This is a genomic window from Paraburkholderia youngii (assembly GCF_013366925.1).
In the GTDB taxonomy this organism is placed as follows: Bacteria; Pseudomonadota; Gammaproteobacteria; order Burkholderiales; family Burkholderiaceae; genus Paraburkholderia; species Paraburkholderia youngii.
In genome coordinates, this window is sequence record NZ_JAALDK010000001.1 from 6,090,142 (window position 1) to 6,106,074 (window position 15,933).

Annotated in this window: 13 protein-coding genes and 1 pseudogene; 3 read left to right on the forward strand and 11 right to left on the reverse strand. The window is 65.5% G+C overall.

What is annotated here, in order from left to right; genetic code table 11:
* Nucleotides 1-31 precede the first annotated feature (31 nt).
* The 3 genes from gshA to G5S42_RS27775 form a co-directional block, all read right to left on the reverse strand.
* Entirely contained in the window at nt 32-1,321 is a 1,290-nt protein-coding gene (gshA, locus tag G5S42_RS27765) for a glutamate--cysteine ligase (protein ID WP_018434736.1), read from the reverse strand.
* A gap of 248 nt (nt 1,322-1,569) precedes the next feature.
* The gene (locus tag G5S42_RS27770; protein ID WP_176109666.1) at nt 1,570-3,081 is read right to left on the reverse strand and encodes an ammonium transporter; all 1,512 of its coding nucleotides are present in this window, start codon (nt 3,079-3,081) and stop codon (nt 1,570-1,572) included.
* A gap of 46 nt (nt 3,082-3,127) precedes the next feature.
* On the reverse strand, nt 3,128-3,466 hold the full coding sequence (locus tag G5S42_RS27775) for a P-II family nitrogen regulator (protein WP_013088261.1): 339 nt from the start codon (nt 3,464-3,466) through the stop codon (nt 3,128-3,130).
* 387 nt (nt 3,467-3,853) lie between these two features.
* On the opposite strand from G5S42_RS27775, the gene G5S42_RS27780 reads away from it, so the two are divergent.
* Nucleotides 3,854-4,108: an accessory factor UbiK family protein gene (locus G5S42_RS27780; RefSeq protein ID WP_176109667.1), complete on the forward strand. Its 255-nt coding sequence runs from the start codon at nt 3,854-3,856 to the stop codon at nt 4,106-4,108.
* Nucleotides 4,109-4,228: 120 nt separating this feature from the next.
* Nucleotides 4,229-5,850: pseudogene (locus G5S42_RS27785) on the forward strand (YifB family Mg chelatase-like AAA ATPase).
* 332 nt (nt 5,851-6,182) lie between these two features.
* Here the strand turns inward: G5S42_RS27785 and G5S42_RS27790 are convergent.
* Nucleotides 6,183-6,866, reverse strand: a complete 684-nt coding sequence (locus G5S42_RS27790) for a hypothetical protein (RefSeq protein ID WP_176109668.1) — start codon at nt 6,864-6,866, stop codon at nt 6,183-6,185.
* Nucleotides 6,867-7,071: 205 nt separating this feature from the next.
* Between G5S42_RS27790 and G5S42_RS27795 the strand changes: the two genes are divergently transcribed.
* Complete coding sequence (locus tag G5S42_RS27795) at nt 7,072-7,608, forward strand: TlpA disulfide reductase family protein (RefSeq protein ID WP_176109669.1); 537 nt, start codon at nt 7,072-7,074, stop codon at nt 7,606-7,608.
* Nucleotides 7,609-7,668: 60 nt separating this feature from the next.
* On the opposite strand, the gene G5S42_RS27800 is transcribed toward G5S42_RS27795, so the two are convergent.
* From G5S42_RS27800 to G5S42_RS27830, 7 genes are all read right to left on the reverse strand, one after another.
* The gene (locus G5S42_RS27800; protein ID WP_176109670.1) at nt 7,669-9,018 is read right to left on the reverse strand and encodes a sigma-54-dependent transcriptional regulator; all 1,350 of its coding nucleotides are present in this window, start codon (nt 9,016-9,018) and stop codon (nt 7,669-7,671) included.
* Nucleotides 9,019-9,049: 31 nt separating this feature from the next.
* Nucleotides 9,050-11,110, reverse strand: coding sequence for a sensor histidine kinase (locus G5S42_RS27805; RefSeq protein ID WP_176109671.1), 2,061 nt, complete (start codon nt 11,108-11,110; stop codon nt 9,050-9,052).
* 44 nt (nt 11,111-11,154) lie between these two features.
* Nucleotides 11,155-12,435, reverse strand: coding sequence for a dicarboxylate/amino acid:cation symporter (locus G5S42_RS27810; protein ID WP_176109672.1), 1,281 nt, complete (start codon nt 12,433-12,435; stop codon nt 11,155-11,157).
* A gap of 377 nt (nt 12,436-12,812) precedes the next feature.
* Nucleotides 12,813-13,565, reverse strand: coding sequence for a glycerophosphodiester phosphodiesterase (gene ugpQ, locus G5S42_RS27815; RefSeq protein ID WP_176109673.1), 753 nt, complete (start codon nt 13,563-13,565; stop codon nt 12,813-12,815).
* A 125-nt stretch (nt 13,566-13,690) separates the two neighbouring features.
* Nucleotides 13,691-14,698 carry a lipoyl synthase gene (gene lipA, locus G5S42_RS27820; protein WP_176109674.1) on the reverse strand — a complete coding sequence of 336 codons (1,008 nt, stop codon included), beginning with the start codon at nt 14,696-14,698 and terminating at the stop codon, nt 13,691-13,693.
* 13 nt (nt 14,699-14,711) lie between these two features.
* A complete protein-coding gene (lipB, locus tag G5S42_RS27825) occupies nt 14,712-15,437 on the reverse strand; it encodes a lipoyl(octanoyl) transferase LipB (protein WP_176109675.1) in 726 nt (241 codons plus the stop codon).
* A gap of 118 nt (nt 15,438-15,555) precedes the next feature.
* On the reverse strand, nt 15,556-15,882 hold the full coding sequence (locus tag G5S42_RS27830; RefSeq protein WP_176109676.1) for a DUF2917 domain-containing protein: 327 nt from the start codon (nt 15,880-15,882) through the stop codon (nt 15,556-15,558).
* Between the last annotated feature and the right edge of the window lie 51 nt (nt 15,883-15,933).

Consider the following 15,933-nt stretch of genomic DNA (forward strand, 5'->3'; position numbering starts at 1 on the left):
CGCATGCCGCCATCCTGCCGCGCGAGATGGCTTAGACCTGGATCGCTTCGGGATCGGTCTTTTCGAGTTCGACCGATGCGGCCAGCAACCCGAGCCGCGCCACGACGCCATACATATAGAAGCGGTTCGGCGGCGCCGCGCCGGGCTTCGCGTGCGCATCGGGCAGCGCCGTATGCTCGAAGCCGAGCGGCACGAAGTGCATGCCCGGCGCGTTCAGGTTCTGGTCGCGCTCGCGGCTGCCGTGCACGCGATAGAAGCCGCCCACCACGTAGCGGTCGATCATGTAGACGACCGGCTCGGCGACTTCCTCGCCGATGCGCTCGAACGTGTACACGCCTTCCTGCACGATCACGTCGTGCACTTCGAGGCCGTCCTTGGTTGCGGCCATGCGCGTGCGTTCGCGCTTCGTCAGCGCGGCGACTTCCGACGCGTCGTGCACGGTCATCACGCCCATGCCGTAAGTGCCCGCATCCGACTTGATCACGACATACGGTTTTTCGGAGATGCCGTACTCGCGATACTTGCGCGCGATCTTCTTCAGCACGCCGTCGATCGCATCGGCCAGCGCTTCCTCGCCGGTGCGCTGCTGGAAGTCGACGCCCTCGACGTGCGCGAAATACGGATTGATCATCCACGGATCGATCTCGACCATCTTCGCGAACTTCTTCGCGACGTCGTCATAACACGAGAAATGCGTCGACTTGCGGCGTACTGCCCAGCCCGCATGCAGCGGCGGCAGCAGGTACTGCTCGTGCAGATTTTCGAGCACGGGCGGAATGCCGCCGGACAGGTCGTTGTTCAGCAGAATCGAGCACGGGTCGAAGTTCTTCAGCCCCAAGCGCCGCTGCGAGCGCTCGAGCGGTTCGAGCACGAGCTTCTGGCCGTCGGACAGCGCGATCGTGACCGGGCCGTTGATGGTTTCATCGAGCGTGCCGAAGCGTACGTTCAGGCCCGCCTGGCGCATGATCGACGCAAGCCGGGCGACGTTTTCGAGGTAGAACGCGTTGCGCGTGTGGCGCTCCGGAATCACGAGGAGATTCTTCGCGTCTGGGCAGATCTTTTCGATCGACGCCATCGCGGCCTGCACCGCGAGCGGCAGCACTTCCTGCGGCAGATTGTTGAATGCGCCGGGAAACAGGTTGGTGTCGACCGGCGCGAGCTTGAAGCCCGCGTTACGCAGATCGACGGAGCAATAGAACGGCGGCGTGTGCTCCTGCCATTCAAGCCGGAACCAGCGTTCGATAGCGGGCGTGGCGTCGAGGATCTTCCGCTCGAGGTCGAGCAGCGGGCCGTTTAACGCCGTAACTAGGTGCGGAACCATTGATCACTCGCAGACTGGAGAAAAAAGATTGTAGAGCAAATGCTTTGTCCATTTGGGGACGGTTTCTCCATTCGCAAGCAGACCCGAATGCATTCTCCCTATCTCGATGATAGGCGCGGAAAATTGCCGTTCGCAACCCGATCAGCAAGAAAAAAGCCCGCCATGAAGGCGGGCGAATTTTGCTGCGATCAGCTTTTTCCAGACTGGCGGGCCCAGGAGCGCGGGCCCGCAGCGCAACAGATTCTTCGTTATTCGACTTTCTCGCCGTGCAGGCTCACGTCGAGGCCTTCGCGCTCCTGCTCTTCGGTCACGCGGATGCCGATCACCATGTCGATGATCTTCAGCAGCACGAAGCTCACCACGCCGCTGTAGATCAGCGTCGTCAGCACGCCCTTCGCCTGCAGGATCACGTTGCCGTCGGAGCCGCCGATGTCCTTGACCGCGAACACGCCCGTCAGGATCGCGCCGATGATGCCGCCGATGCAGTGCACGCCGAACGCGTCGAGCGAATCGTCGTAGCCGAGCTTGTGCTTGAGCCACGTGGCCGACCAGAAGCAGACCACGCCCGCGACGATGCCGATCACCAGCGCGCCTACCGTGCCGACGAAGCCCGACGCCGGCGTCACCGCCACCAGACCCGCGACCGCGCCCGACACGATACCGAGCACCGACGGCTTACCCTTGGCCGCCCATTCGGCGAACATCCATGCGAGCGCCGCCGCGGCGGTCGCCACCTGTGTCGCGAACATCGCGAAGCCGGCACGGCCGTCCGCCGCTACCGCCGAACCCGCGTTGAAGCCGAACCAGCCGACCCACAGCATCGCGCCACCGATCAGCGTCAGCGTCAGGTTGTGCGGCGCCATCGACTCCTTGCCGTAGCCGACGCGCTTGCCGAGCACCAGACAGCAGACCAGACCCGCGATACCCGCGTTGATGTGCACCACCGTGCCGCCCGCGAAGTCGAGGATGCCCGCGGTCGCCAGCCAGCCGCTCGGTTCCCACACCATGTGCGCGATCGGCGAGTAGACGATGACCGACCACAGCGTCATGAACACCAGCATCGCCGAGAACTTCATGCGGTCCGCGAACGCACCGGTGATCAGCGCCGGCGTGATGATCGCGAAAGTCATCTGGTAGACGAAGTAGACCGTCTCGGGGATCGTCGGCGCGAGATGGCTGACGGTCAGCGTCGTGGCCTTGTCGCCCTTGATGTAGTTCATGCCCGTCATGAACACGCGCGAGAAGCCGCCGATGAACGAGTTGCCCGGCGTGAACGCGAGGCTGTAGCCGACCACGGTCCAGACGATCGTCACCAGACACGTGATCGCGAAGCTTTGCATCAGCGTCGCGAGCACGTTCTTCTTGCGGACCATGCCGCCGTAGAACAGTGCGAGGCCCGGGATCGTCATGAACAGCACCAGCGCGGTGGAAGTCAGCATCCACGCGGTGTCGCCGGAGTTGAGCTTCGACGAATCGACCGAGAACGGTGCGGTCGGCGCGGCCGGCGCGGCTGCGGCAGCGGCAGCCGATGCGTCGGTGGCGGCCGGTGCGCTTGCCGCCGGCGCGGCGGACGCTTCGGCGGCGGGAGCCGAAGCAGCCGGGGCAGCGACTGCGGCGGAGGCGTCCGGTGCGGGCGCGCTCGCCGTCGTATCGGGAGCGGAGGCGGCCGCGGGAGCGGACGCGTCGTCCGCGAGGGCGGTGCCGACACCGGCCGCGAGCAGCGAGCCGGCCATCAGCAGGGACATCATGAGTTTGCGCATCTTGGTTTTCCTCTTGTCGCGATCCGTGTCGCTATGCTTTGATTTTTTACAGTGCGTCCGCGCCGGTCTCGCCGGTGCGGATCCGAACCACCTGCTCGATCGGCGTCACGAAGATCTTGCCGTCGCCGATTTTGCCGGTTCGCGCCGCGCGCTCGAGCGCCTCGATCGCCTGATCCACGATGTCGTCCGATACCGCCGCTTCGATCTTCACCTTCGGCAGAAAATCGACCACGTATTCAGCGCCCCGATACAGCTCGGTGTGGCCCTTCTGCCGTCCGAAGCCTTTGACTTCGGTCACCGTGATGCCCGACACGCCGATCGCCGACAGGGCTTCGCGCGCTTCATCCAGCTTGAACGGCTTGATGATTGCGGTAATGAGTTTCATGAAATCCTCGCTAGTTGTTGCTGAACCGTTGCTGCCCCGTTGCGTACACGTGACCGCGGTCTCCTGCGCTCCCGGTAAAAGTGCCCTGGCAGTGCGCGCGCGGCAGTAACAGCAACTCCTATGCCATATCGTGTCTGACTGCGCGTCGCGCGGGTGGCGCAGCGCGCCCGGCCGGCCTTGTCCGAACGGCCAGCGGCGCGGCCGGCGGTGGCGCGGCGGGGGGATCGTTGCTAGAGTGTTCGAACGTTCTGAACGCGAGGCGCGCACCAAACACGCTCACGAGGCCACGGCAGCGAAGCAGCCGCGCGCACCAGGACCGCCCATTCGCCGCAACGGGGCACAGGCGCAATGAAACATGCACATTTTTTGTGCACCAAGGGGAACACGATGAAACAACCGAACGACGTTTTTAACGACTTCCAGGCTCGCGTCAGCGATCTGTTCAAGAATTCGCCGGCCAAGGATGTCGAACGCAACGTCAAAGCAATGCTGACGCAGGGCTTCTCGAAGCTCGATCTGGTCACGCGAGAGGAATTCGATACGCAGACCCAGGTGCTCGTGCGTACGCGCGCGCGCCTGGAAGAACTCGAGCGCCGCGTCGCCGAGCTCGAACAGAAGCTGCCGCTCACGCAGACGCCGTAAGCACTGGTTGCAGCCTTAGCGCTGCGCAGTGCCGCACATCACCGGCAAGCGGGCCGTGACGTCATCAGCGTTTTAGGGGATTTGCGCGCGAAGTGAGCGCGCTGTCCGACGGGAGGGAATATGTCGCTTGCCGTGGTGCGCAGCCGCGCGCCGGCCGCTGGCCGTGCGCCCGAAGTGACCGTCGAGGTTCACCTCGCCAATGGACTGCCGTCCTTTTCGATCGTCGGCCTGCCCGACCTGGAAGTGCGCGAGAGCCGTGAGCGCGTGCGCGCGGCGCTGCAGAACTGCGGTTTTGATTTCCCGGTCCGCCGCATCACCGTCAACCTCGCGCCCGCCGATCTGCCGAAAGAATCCGGTCGTTTCGATCTGCCTATCGCGCTCGGCATCCTCGCCGCGAGCGGGCAAATTCCGGCCGAATCGCTGCTCCATCGCGAGTTCGCCGGCGAGCTGTCGCTGACCGGCGCGCTGCGGCCGATGCGCGGCGCGTTCGCGATGGCATGCGGCACCGCGCGGGGCGCTATGACGAGCGCAGACGCCGCCGGCGCAGACGCCGACGCATCATCTGAAACGCGTTCCGCGTTGCCAGCCCTCCTCGATCAAGTAGCCGCGCAGGCGTTTCATACCCCACAGCTTTACCTGCCGGCCGCTAGCGCGGCGGAAGCGGCGCTCGTGCCCGGTGTCGACGTGTTCGGCGCCGCCGATCTGCCGTCGCTATGCGCGCACCTCGCAGGCGCGCCGGACGCGCGTCTTAGGCCGGTCGCCGCACCCGAGCTCTACGAGCACGCCGGCGCTCCGGCGCCGGACATGGCTGACGTGATCGGCCAGCGTGCCGCGCGGCGCGCACTCGAAGTCGCGGCGGCCGGCGGCCATCACGTGCTGCTGATCGGGCCGCCCGGCGCCGGCAAGTCGATGCTCGCGGCACGCCTGCCCGGCCTGCTGCCGCCAATGACCGACGACGAAGCGCTCGCTTCCGCCGCGCTGCTGTCGGCGAGCCGCATCGGCTTCAAGCCGTCGCAGTGGCGGCAGCGGCCGTTTCGCGCGCCGCACCATTCGTCGAGCGCGGCGGCGCTGGTCGGCGGACGCAATCCGCCGCAGCCTGGCGAGATCACGCTCGCGCATCTGGGCGTGCTGTTTCTCGACGAGCCTATGAATTCGACCGCGTGGTGCTCGAAACGCTGCGCGAGCCGCTCGAAGCCGGCCGCATCACGATCTCGCGCGCCGCCTGGCAAGCGGACTTCCCCGCTGCCTGCCAACTGATCGCCGCAATGAACCCGTGCCCGTGCGGCTGGCGCGGCGATCCGGGCGGGCGCTGCCGCTGTACGCCCGAAGTTGCGGCGCGCTATCTGCGTAAATTGTCGGGACCACTGCTCGACCGCATCGACATCCAGCTGGAAATTCCGGCTCTGACCGCCACCGAACTCGCGGCCCGCGCCGCTACCGCCGGCGAAGCAAGCGCGGCGATCGCACACCGCGTGAGCGCTGCGCGCGAGCGGCAACTGGTCCGGCAAGGCAAGACCAACCGCGAACTGGACGGGCGCGAAGTCGACGATGTGTGCCGCCCGGACGCAGCAGGCGAGGCACTGTTGCGCGAAGCCGGCGAGCGGTTTGGCTGGTCGGCGCGCGCGTACTACCGGGTGTTGAAGGTCGCGCGCACCGTCGCGGATCTGGCTGGCGAGGCGATGCCGAGCGCCGCACAGGTCGCCGAGGCAATCCAATACCGCCGCGCTTTTGGCTCGTTATGATGAGAAAAAACTACTGTCAAGACTTGACTTATTCACACAGCCACGATCCTGTTAGATTTTGATACAACTCGCAAGCGCGCAGACAGGCATCCCCTCAAGCAATTGATTTAATTGACTTTTTTAAAACGCCCTGCGCTCATGGATTTTGACGAAAGGCCCGTCTGATGGGCTTTTGCGGCCTTCGAAGGCGACTTCTCAACAGAGTTATCCACAGGTTGTGCGCGTAACTCAAAAAGCTCAACGTAAACCGGTAATTAGCGCGCAAACCTGCGAAGGAACTTTCACTGCATTCGGCATTCTGAGGCGCGTCCGTTCGGCCAAAAATACCGCGTTCAGTAGAGTTGGAACGACGAAAAAAACTGGTCGACCTGGTCTTGCGGCAGCGGTTGATCGGCGATGATCGCCGCCTGGTACACGTGCCGGCCGCGCGCGACGAGCCGCGCATACACGGTGCGCGTTTCGTGTTTGGCGCCCGCGGCGCCGCTCACCGTCATTTCCTGCCCCGGAATCTTGCCGCCCGCCGCCAGCGGGATCTGCACCGCGTGAGCATCGGGTGTCGCGCCGACGTTGCGCGCCAGTCCCGCGCGCAGGAAATCGAGTGCGGCGCGCTGCGTCGCGTCGGTATCGTCGGGCAGCATCACGGTGCCGACAGCGAAGACCGCATTGCCCGCTTCTGCAGTCTGCATTGCCATCTGCATGGGTGTGCCGTCGATCTGCACCGCGCGCTGGTCGTTGCCCGGCTTGGCCGGGAAGTCGACCGTATAGCCCTTGTCGTTATTCATCACGGTGCGCCAGTCGAAGGTCGGCGAGCAGGCGCTGAGCGCGACGCCGACCGCCAACGCGGCCGTCATCGCGCCGAGCACGGTACGAGCGTGACCGGGTCGCGTGAAAGCGCGAAGGAAATGGCCCGCCGGCTGGAATACGTTCGCACGGCGGGCGGGAATTCGGCGGATCAACGGAAAGCGGCACGAAACGCGGGCAACCAAGCGGCAGACGCGAAGAACGATTTGGAGCATGGGGCGGAAGAGATCGGGCTTGCGGAGCGTAAAACTCCATTATCCGCTGATCGGCTTCCGGCCCGTCGCGCCGAGTCGCACGCTTCGGCCACCTCGGCGCAGCCGCCCCATTGCAGCTACAATGGAAAAGCTATTCAGCACCGGCCCGAGCGCCATTGCACCGACCCATTGTTCCGCGCCGCGCGCGACTCACGAGGTTCCGTCCATGAGTTCCAATTCACCGACCGCCGCCCGGCGCACGAACCCGCTTCGCTATCTGATTGCGGTGGCCGTGGCCATTGCGCTCGCCGTCGCCGGTTACCTGGCGTTTGCCGGTCAACAGCGCGTGCCAGATGCGACCTTCACGCTGCTATCGGGACAGAAGCTGACGACCGCGGACCTGAAAGGCAAGGTTTATTTGGTCAATTTCTGGGCAACGAGCTGCGACACCTGCATGAAGGAAATGCCGCAGATGGTCGAGACTTATAACCGCTTCAAGAGCCAGGGCCTCGAATTCGTCGCGGTGGCGATGAACTACGACGCGCCGATGTACGTGACCAACTACACGCAAACGCGTCAGCTGCCGTTCAAGGTCGCCATGGACGACGGCTCGGCCGCCAAGCAGTTCGGCAACGTGCAGCTCACGCCGACCACCTTCGTCGTCGATAAAGACGGCAAGATCCTGAAGCGCTACGTCGGCGAGCCGCAATTCGCGGAACTCGACCAGTTGCTCGCCAAAGCGCTGAAAGCTGGCGCGGCTTAAGCCGGGTCAAGCAGATCCTCAACGCGCCGGCGCAATCTCCCGCCGCCGGTGCCCTCCTGATCACCGCTCCCCTTCGCCTTTTGCCGCAAGGCCATATCGCTTGATCTTCTCGTAGAGCGTCGCCTTGCCAAGCTGCAGCCGGTCTGCCGCGACCGCGACCACGCCGCCCGCCTGCTCCAACGCCTCGGCAATCATCGCGCGCTCGAACTGCTCGACACGCTCCTTCAGCGGATGGGTGGCCCCGTCGTCTTCGCCGAACGACAGCACCGGTTCGTCGGCGATGCCCAGCACGAAGCGGTCGGCGGCATTGCGCAGCTCGCGCACATTGCCCGGCCAGTCGCGCTGCATCAGGCTCGCACGCTGGCGATCGGTGAGCATCGGCGCCGGCCGCTGATAACGGACCGCAGCATCGAGCAGGAAATGCTCGAACAGCGGCACGATGTCCTCGCGACGCTCGCTCAACGGCGGCAGCGCGATCGTCACCACGTTGAGCCGGTACAGCAGATCGCGCCGGAACGAGCCATCCGCGACATGCTCGGCCATATCGCCCTTCGCCGCCGCGACCACGCGGCAATTGACCCGAATCGGCTGATTCGAGCCGAGCCGCTCGAGCACGCCATCCTGCAGCACACGCAGCAGCTTGACCTGCAGAGCGAGCGGCATGCTCTCGATCTCGTCGAGAAACAGCGTGCCGCCCGATGCATGTTCGAGCTTGCCGATCCGTCGTTTGGCCGCACCGGTGAACGCGCCCGGCTCGTAGCCGAACATCTCTGACTCGAACATCGGCTCGGGCAGCGCGCCGCAGTTCACCGCGATGAACGGCTTGTCACGCCGCGGCGACATCTCGTGCAGGCTGCGCGCGATCAGCTCCTTGCCCGCGCCGGTATCGCCGTTGATCAGCACGGACGCGTCGGTTGGCGCGACGTTGGCGATCAGGCGCCGCACCTGCTCGATCGCGGGACTACGGCCGATGATGCGCGGCGCGACCGCGTTCTGGCCAGCCAGCTCACGGCGCAGCGCGAGGTTTTCGAGCACGAGCTTGCGGCGCTCCATTGCACGCCGCACGGTTTCGATCAGCCGCTCGGACGCGAACGGCTTTTCGATGAAGTCGTAGGCGCCATCGCGCATCGCCTGCACGGCCATCGAGATATCGCCGTGGCCGGTGACCAGAATCACCGGCACGTCGGGCGCGCGCTCGTGGCACTGCGCGAGCAGATCGAGGCCGCTCGCGCCGGGCAGCCGGATATCGCTGACGATCACGCCGGAAAAGTCCGCGCTGATCAGCTTCGCCGCCGCCTCGACCGATGCATGGCCGATCACGTCGAAGCCGGCCAGTTGCAGGCTCTGCACGCTCGCGCGCCGCACCAGTTCGTCGTCTTCGATATACAGCACTTGCAGGCCATCGTTCATTGCGTGTTCCGGGTGATGCGTCGGTGTGAAATCAGGAGCCCGCCGTCAGCGGATCGTGCGAAGGACTGGTCTGCACGCGCGCGCGACGCAGCGTCAACACGAATGATGCACCGCCTTGCGGCGCGTTGCGCGCGACCAGCGAGCCGCCGCAATCACGCGCGATCGACGACGAAATCGCGAGGCCAAGGCCGAGCCCCTGGCCCATTTCCTTCGTCGTGAAGAACGGTTCGAACAGGTGCGGCAACACGTCGTCGGGAATGCCGGGGCCGTTGTCGCCGACCGCGATCGACAGATTCGCGGCGCCGGCCTCGACCTCGACCGTGATACGCGGCGGGTTCATGCCGGCAGTTGCGTCGAGCGCGTTGCCGAGCAGGTTGATCAGCACCTGTTCGAGCCGCAGATCGTCGCAATTCGCGATCAGCTCCGGATGATCGTCGGCGAGATTCAGCGGCGTGCGCGCGCCGCCTGGCGCAGCGGCGGCCTTCGCGACGGTGTCTGCCTCGGCATCGGTCAGCACGAATTCGAGCTCGACGCCCTGCAGACGCTTCTGCAGTAGCGCGACGACGTTGCGCAGCGCCCGCACGACCGACGCGCGCGCGCTGCGTGGCCGCGCGCGGCCGACGAACAGCTTCAGCTGATTGGTGATCTTGCCCATGCGCTCGGTGAGCGCCGCGATCGCTTCGAGATTCTCACGCGCCGATGCCTGATCGCCGCGTTCGAGCAGCACGCGGGTGTTGTCGGAGAAACTGCGCAGTGCCGCGAGCGGCTGGTTCAGCTCGTGCGTGATGCCGGCCGCCATCTGGCCGAGCGCGGCGAGCTTACTCGCCTGGATCAGTTCGTCGTGCGCGGCGCGCAGCTCCTGTTCGGCGCGGGTGCGCTCGGCGACTTCCTTGTGCAGTTGCTCGTTCGCCTCGGACAGATCCGCGGTGCGCTCGGCGACGCGCTGGTTCAGTTCGGCATACGCCTTCTGCAGCAGCGCGCGGCTGCGCATCACTTCGCGCACGCGCGCGCGCCGCATGCGCCAGTAGAACGCGAGCAGCACCAGCGACACGTAGCCGAAGCCGGTGACGATGGTCGCCTTGAGCGCGTCGGCATCGACGGGATCGACCGGCGACATCGTGATCAGATGCCAGTCCGGCTCGCCCATCGCGTGCCGCGACGCGAGGTAGCGCGGTGCCAGGCGCCCGCCGCCGATCCGCAGAATCTGCGCATTGCCTTCGAGCATGCGCTCGACCGTCACCGGCAGCGGCTCGATCGGCTGCTGCGCGTACTGGCGCGCCTGATAGATCGAATCGGCGATCCGGCCGGGCAGCGGCCGGATCGTGTGGTATTTCCACGCCGGCACCGACGACAGGAAGATCACGCCATGATCGTCGGTGACGACGAGCGGCTCGGACGCATCGACGCCCTGAAACCATTCGAGGTCGAGCTTGACGACCGCCACACCGACGATCTTGCCGTCGCGCCGCACCGGCTGCGAGATGTAGTAGCCGGGCGCCTGCGAAATCGTGCCGATGCCGAAGAAGCGGCCGACGCCGCCATTCATCGCATCGACGAAATACGGCCGGAACTGATAGCCGGCGCCGACGAAGCTGCCCGGGCCGCGCCAGTTGCTGGCGGCGACGCAGTAGCCGTCGAGCGAAATGATGTAGGTGACCGTCGCGCGCGCATGGCGGTTCAGGTCTTCGAGATAGAGATTCGCGCGCTGGACGTTGGCGGGGTTCGGATCGATCAGCACGTCCTGCACGATCGGATGCTCGGCGAGCAGATAAGGCAGCGATTCGTAGCGTTCGAGCGTGCTCCTGAGCGCGCTCGCGGTTCGCTCGGCGCGCACGGCGGCGTTGCGCCGCAGCGTGTCGGCACCGCTTTTCCACGCAAGGCTGTAGGTGAGCCAGCATGCCGCCACGAGCCCGGCTGCGAGCGCGAAGAGAATCAGCAGGCGGCGGGTCACGTTGGCAAGGTCCGATAGATGAGCATCGGACATTGTGGCATAGGGCGGCAAGGGGTCGCCGCCCGAGGTAGGCGTCGAAGGTGCCGGGGACGCCGGAGCGACAGCAGACGCCTCGGAAAGACGCGCGGACGCCGGTTTCATGCTCAAGCGTCCGCGCTGGTCACGACAGGGTTGGCGAGCGCGGCTCAAACGCCGGCCGGCTCTTTGACCGCCACCTCGCCGCGCAGCACCTTGTTCAGCCGGGCGCGATCGAGCTCTTTTTCCCAGGCCGATACGACGACCGTCGCGACACCGTTGCCGACGATGTTCGTCAGCGCGCGGCACTCGCTCATGAAGCGGTCGATGCCAAGGATCAGCACCATGCCCGACAGCGGAATCGTCGGCACCACGGCCAGCGTCGCCGCGAGCGTGATGAAGCCCGCGCCGGTCACGCCGCTCGCGCCCTTCGAGGTCAGCATCGTCACCGCGAGCAGCGTCAGCTGCTGGCCCCACGAGAGGTCGGTGTTGGTCGCCTGGGCGATGAACAGCACCGCCATCGTCATGTAGATGTTGGTGCCGTCGAGGTTGAACGAGTAGCCGGTCGGCACCACGAGGCCCACCACCGAGCGCGAGCAGCCGAGATTTTCGAGCTTCTGCATCAGTTGCGGCAGCGCGGCTTCGGACGAGCTCGTGCCGAGCACGATCAGCATCTCTTCCTTGATGTACGCGACGAAACGCAGGATGTTGAAGCCCACCATCCGTGCGATTGCGCCGAGCACGACCACCACGAATACGATCGAGGTCAGATAGAACGTGCCGATCAGCTTGAGCATCGGCAGCAGCGAGCCGATGCCGTACTTGCCGATCGTGAAGGCCATCGCGCCGAACGCGCCGATCGGCGCGAGCTTCGTGATGATGCGCACCATGCCGAACAGAATGTGCGAGAGCCCTTCGATGAAGTTCGTGACGGGCTTGCCCTTCTCACCGGCCGTCGCGAGCACGGCGCCGAACAGCAGCGCGATCAGCAGGATCTGCAGGATTTCACCCTGCGCGAACGCCGACGACAGCGTGTCCGGAATCAGGTGCATGAAGAAGTCGACGGTCGACTGGCCGTGCGCCTTCGCGGCGTACGACGCGACCGCGCGGCTATCGAGCGAGGCCGGGTCGACGTTGAAGCCGGCGCCGGGTCGCAGCAGGTGCGTGGCGGCGAGGCCGAGCACCAGAGCGAACGTCGAGACGATTTCGAAGTACAACAGCGCCTTGCCGCCGACGCGTCCGACCTTCTTCATGTCTTCCATGCCGGCGATGCCAGTCACGACCGTGCAGAAGATGATCGGCCCGATCACCATCTTGATCAGCTTGATGAAGCCGTCGCCGAGCGGCTTCATGTCGGTGGCGAGGTTCGGGTAGAAATGTCCGAGTACGATGCCGATGATGATCGCCACGATCACCTGGACGTACAGCACTTTATGGATAGGTTTCTTCACGATGGTTCCTGCGAGGGATATGAGCGAATGACCTGCCGCGACGCGCGACACGCAAACGAAACGTCGTCACGTGCGCGCACGGTAGCGGGCCGCTGCAAAGACGACGAATTCAGAAATACCGGGAAGGGAAATCGGACATCGTTGTCTCCTTGCTTTTATGTCGGGCCGTGGCGGCCACGCGTTTTAATTTGCAAGGTCGATGCCAGTTTAATTTCAGACTGAGAGCCTTGATTTTTATGGGTTTTTAGGTAAGGCGCGGCGCGCGCCGTCCCGGATTCCGGAAATCCGGACGAATGCTGTCGGGGAATCCGGAATCCAGTGCGCGCACGGTTGCGGGAAAACCCGCAGGGGTTGGCGCGAAGCTCGCGAGCGCGACTTCAGCTCAACAGATCGATCCGATCCGTGCAAATCATGTCGACGCCCCATTCTTCGAGCACCCGCGCGCGCGCCGGATCGTTCACCGTGTACGCGAGCACGCGCAGCCCGGCCGCGCGGATCTGCGCGACCAGCGGCTCGCTCAGATAACGGTGACTCGCGTGCAGCGATACGCAGTCGAGCTCACGCACGATGCTCAACCAGTCCGCCGGCACCTGCTCGAACAGCATGCCGCGCGGCAGCGACGGCGCGGCAGCGCGCGCGGCGGCGAGCGCGTCGAACGAAAATGACGACAGGAGCGGCGGCGTCTGCCCTCGCCAAAGCTCGAGCGCGCCTTGGGCGACCAGCGTGCCGGTGATGACTTCGCGGCCCGCACACGGCTTGATCTCGATGTTCGCGGCGATGCCGTCGCGCGCGCAACGCCCGGCCGCGTCGGCCAGCGTCGGCAGCCGCGTGCCGGCGAACGCGGCGCCGCGCCACGCGCCGGCATCCAGAGCGGCGAGTTGGTGCCAGGTGTGCATGGCCGCGGGCCCGTGGCCGTTGGTCGTGCGATCGAGCGTGTCGTCGTGCAGCAGGAACGGCGCGTTGTCGGCGGACAGCTTCGCGTCGAATTCGACCATGCGATAGCCGTAGCGCACGCAGGCGTCGAAACCGGCCAGCGTGTTTTCCGGCGCGAGCGTGCCGCCGCAGCGGTGCGCGATCAGCCGCGGATAAGGCCATTGCGCGGAGGTCCCGCGGTCGATCCCAGTTGCCACGTGTCGTTTCCTTACTGATAGATGAACGGTTCAAAAAAAAGCCCGCACATCGGCGGGCTTTTTCATTTTTGCGGGCGTGAAGCGAGGCAACAGCGGCGAGGCAACAGCGGCGAGGCGTCAGCGCGTCAGACTACGCCGGCTCCATGCGCCTGCACGTCGGCGTGATAGCTCGAACGAACCATCGCGCCCACCGCGGCGTGCGTGAAGCCCATCTTGTACGCCTCTTCCTCGTACATCTTGAAGGTGTCCGGATGCACGTAAGCGCGCACCGGCAGATGGTGCTCCGACGGCTGCAGATACTGGCCGATCGTCAGCATGTCGACGTCGTGCTCGCGCAGATCGCGCATCACCTGCAGGATTTCCTCTTCGGTTTCGCCGAGACCGACCATCAGGCCGGACTTGGTCGCGACGTGCGGATGCAGCGCCTTGAAGTCCTTCAACAGCTTCAGCGAATGCGCGTAGTCCGAACCCGGGCGCGCTTCCTTGTACAGGCGCGGCACCGTTTCAAGGTTGTGGTTCATCACGTCGGGCGGCGCCGCGTTGAGGATGCCGAGCGCGCGGTCGAGGCGGCCGCGGAAGTCCGGCGTCAGGATTTCGATGCGCGTTTCCGGCGACAGCTCGCGCGTCTGACGAATACATTCGACGAAGTGCGCCGCACCGCCGTCGCGCAGATCGTCACGATCGACGCTCGTGATCACCACGTACTTCAGCTTCAGCGCCGCAATGGTGCGCGCGAGGTTGGCCGGTTCGTCGACGTCGAGAGGATCGGGACGGCCGTGGCCCACGTCGCAGAACGGGCAGCGGCGCGTGCACTTGTCGCCCATGATCATGAAGGTCGCGGTGCCCTTGCCGAAGCATTCGCCGATGTTCGGGCAGCTCGCCTCTTCACACACCGTGTGAAGATTGTGCTCGCGCAGGATCTGCTTGATCTCGTAGAAGCGCGAGTTGCCGGTGGCCGCCTTCACGCGAATCCAGTCCGGCTTCTTCAGCTTTTCGATCGGGACGACCTTGATCGGGATGCGCGCGGTCTTGGCTTGCGCTTTCTGCTTCGCGGTAGCGTCGTAGGCGGCGGGGGCCGGCACGCCTTCGGGCGCGGGGTTGGCTGCTGCGGAATTCGCGGTTACGTCAGTCATTCGTTCGATCCAGTCAGGCGGTGAGCGCACCGGCCTGTGGTTGGGCGACGGCCGCGGGATTGCCGTCGAGGTTTGCGGTGAGACTTGCTGCGAGGGTACGGGCCACGTCGTCCCAGCCGGCGGCGACGCCGAGCGTCGCCATATCGACTGTTTCGAGCCCCGCGTAGCCGCATGGATTGATCGCGAGAAACGGCCGCAGGTCCATGTTCACGTTCAGACTCACGCCGTGATAGCTGCAACCATTGCGGATTTTCAGGCCAAGCGCCGCGATCTTCGCGCCGGCATGCGACCCGGCCTCGGGCCCAGGCGCCACGTAGATGCCAGGGGCGCCCGCCTTGCGTTCTCCGGCGAGATTATACGCCGCCAGGGTGTCGATCACGGCCTGCTCGATCCGCGTGACCAGCTCGCGCACCATCAGCTTGCGCCGGCGCAGGTCGAGCAGCAGATACGCGACCACCTGGCCGGGCCCGTGATACGTGATCTGCCCGCCGCGGTCGACCTTGACGAGCGGAATGCTGCTGTCGGCCGCGAGCAGGTGAGCCGGATCGCCGGCCTGGCCGAGCGTGAAGACGGGCGGATGTTCGACGAGCCAGATTTCGTCGGGGGTGTCGGCGGTGCGGGCGTCGGTGAACGCACGCATCGCGTCGAAACTGACCTGGTAGGGTTCGAGGCCGAGCCAGCGCAGCTTGGGTGGCTCGATGGCAGCTAGAGGAGACGGAGAAACAGGGGTGGCGCACATGATCCCGCGAGTTTACCGAAATCTCGGAAACCGCGCCCGAGGGGACGGGACTCAACGCAGAGGGGCTGGCGCGCCGCCAGCCCCATCGTAAGACGCGGCGCGGCCGCCGCACCCACGCTCAAACCGTGCGCCAGCCGCCGCGCACGCGCATCATCCAGCGCTCGCCGATGCGCGCGAGCCAGTTGAGCGCGCGCTTGTCGCAGCGGGTCGGCACCAAGAACGTGACCTTTGCGAACGTGGCGCCCTCGGCGCTGAGCCAGAGCCGCTCGCCGCGGCGCAGATGCAGCGTCTGGCCGGGCTGCAGCCAGTAGTCTTTGGTGTCGTCGCTGCGCGTGACCCACACCGCGCCGCCGCGCACGGTCAGCTTCGTGCTGCGCGCGACCTTCAGCGGCAGCGTGTCGCCAGTGCGGATTTCATATGCAATGCTAGAGGAAATTTCTCGCATGAGGCCCTCGCCAAAAATGGTTTCCTGACTAGAATCCTAGGTGCAGTAAGG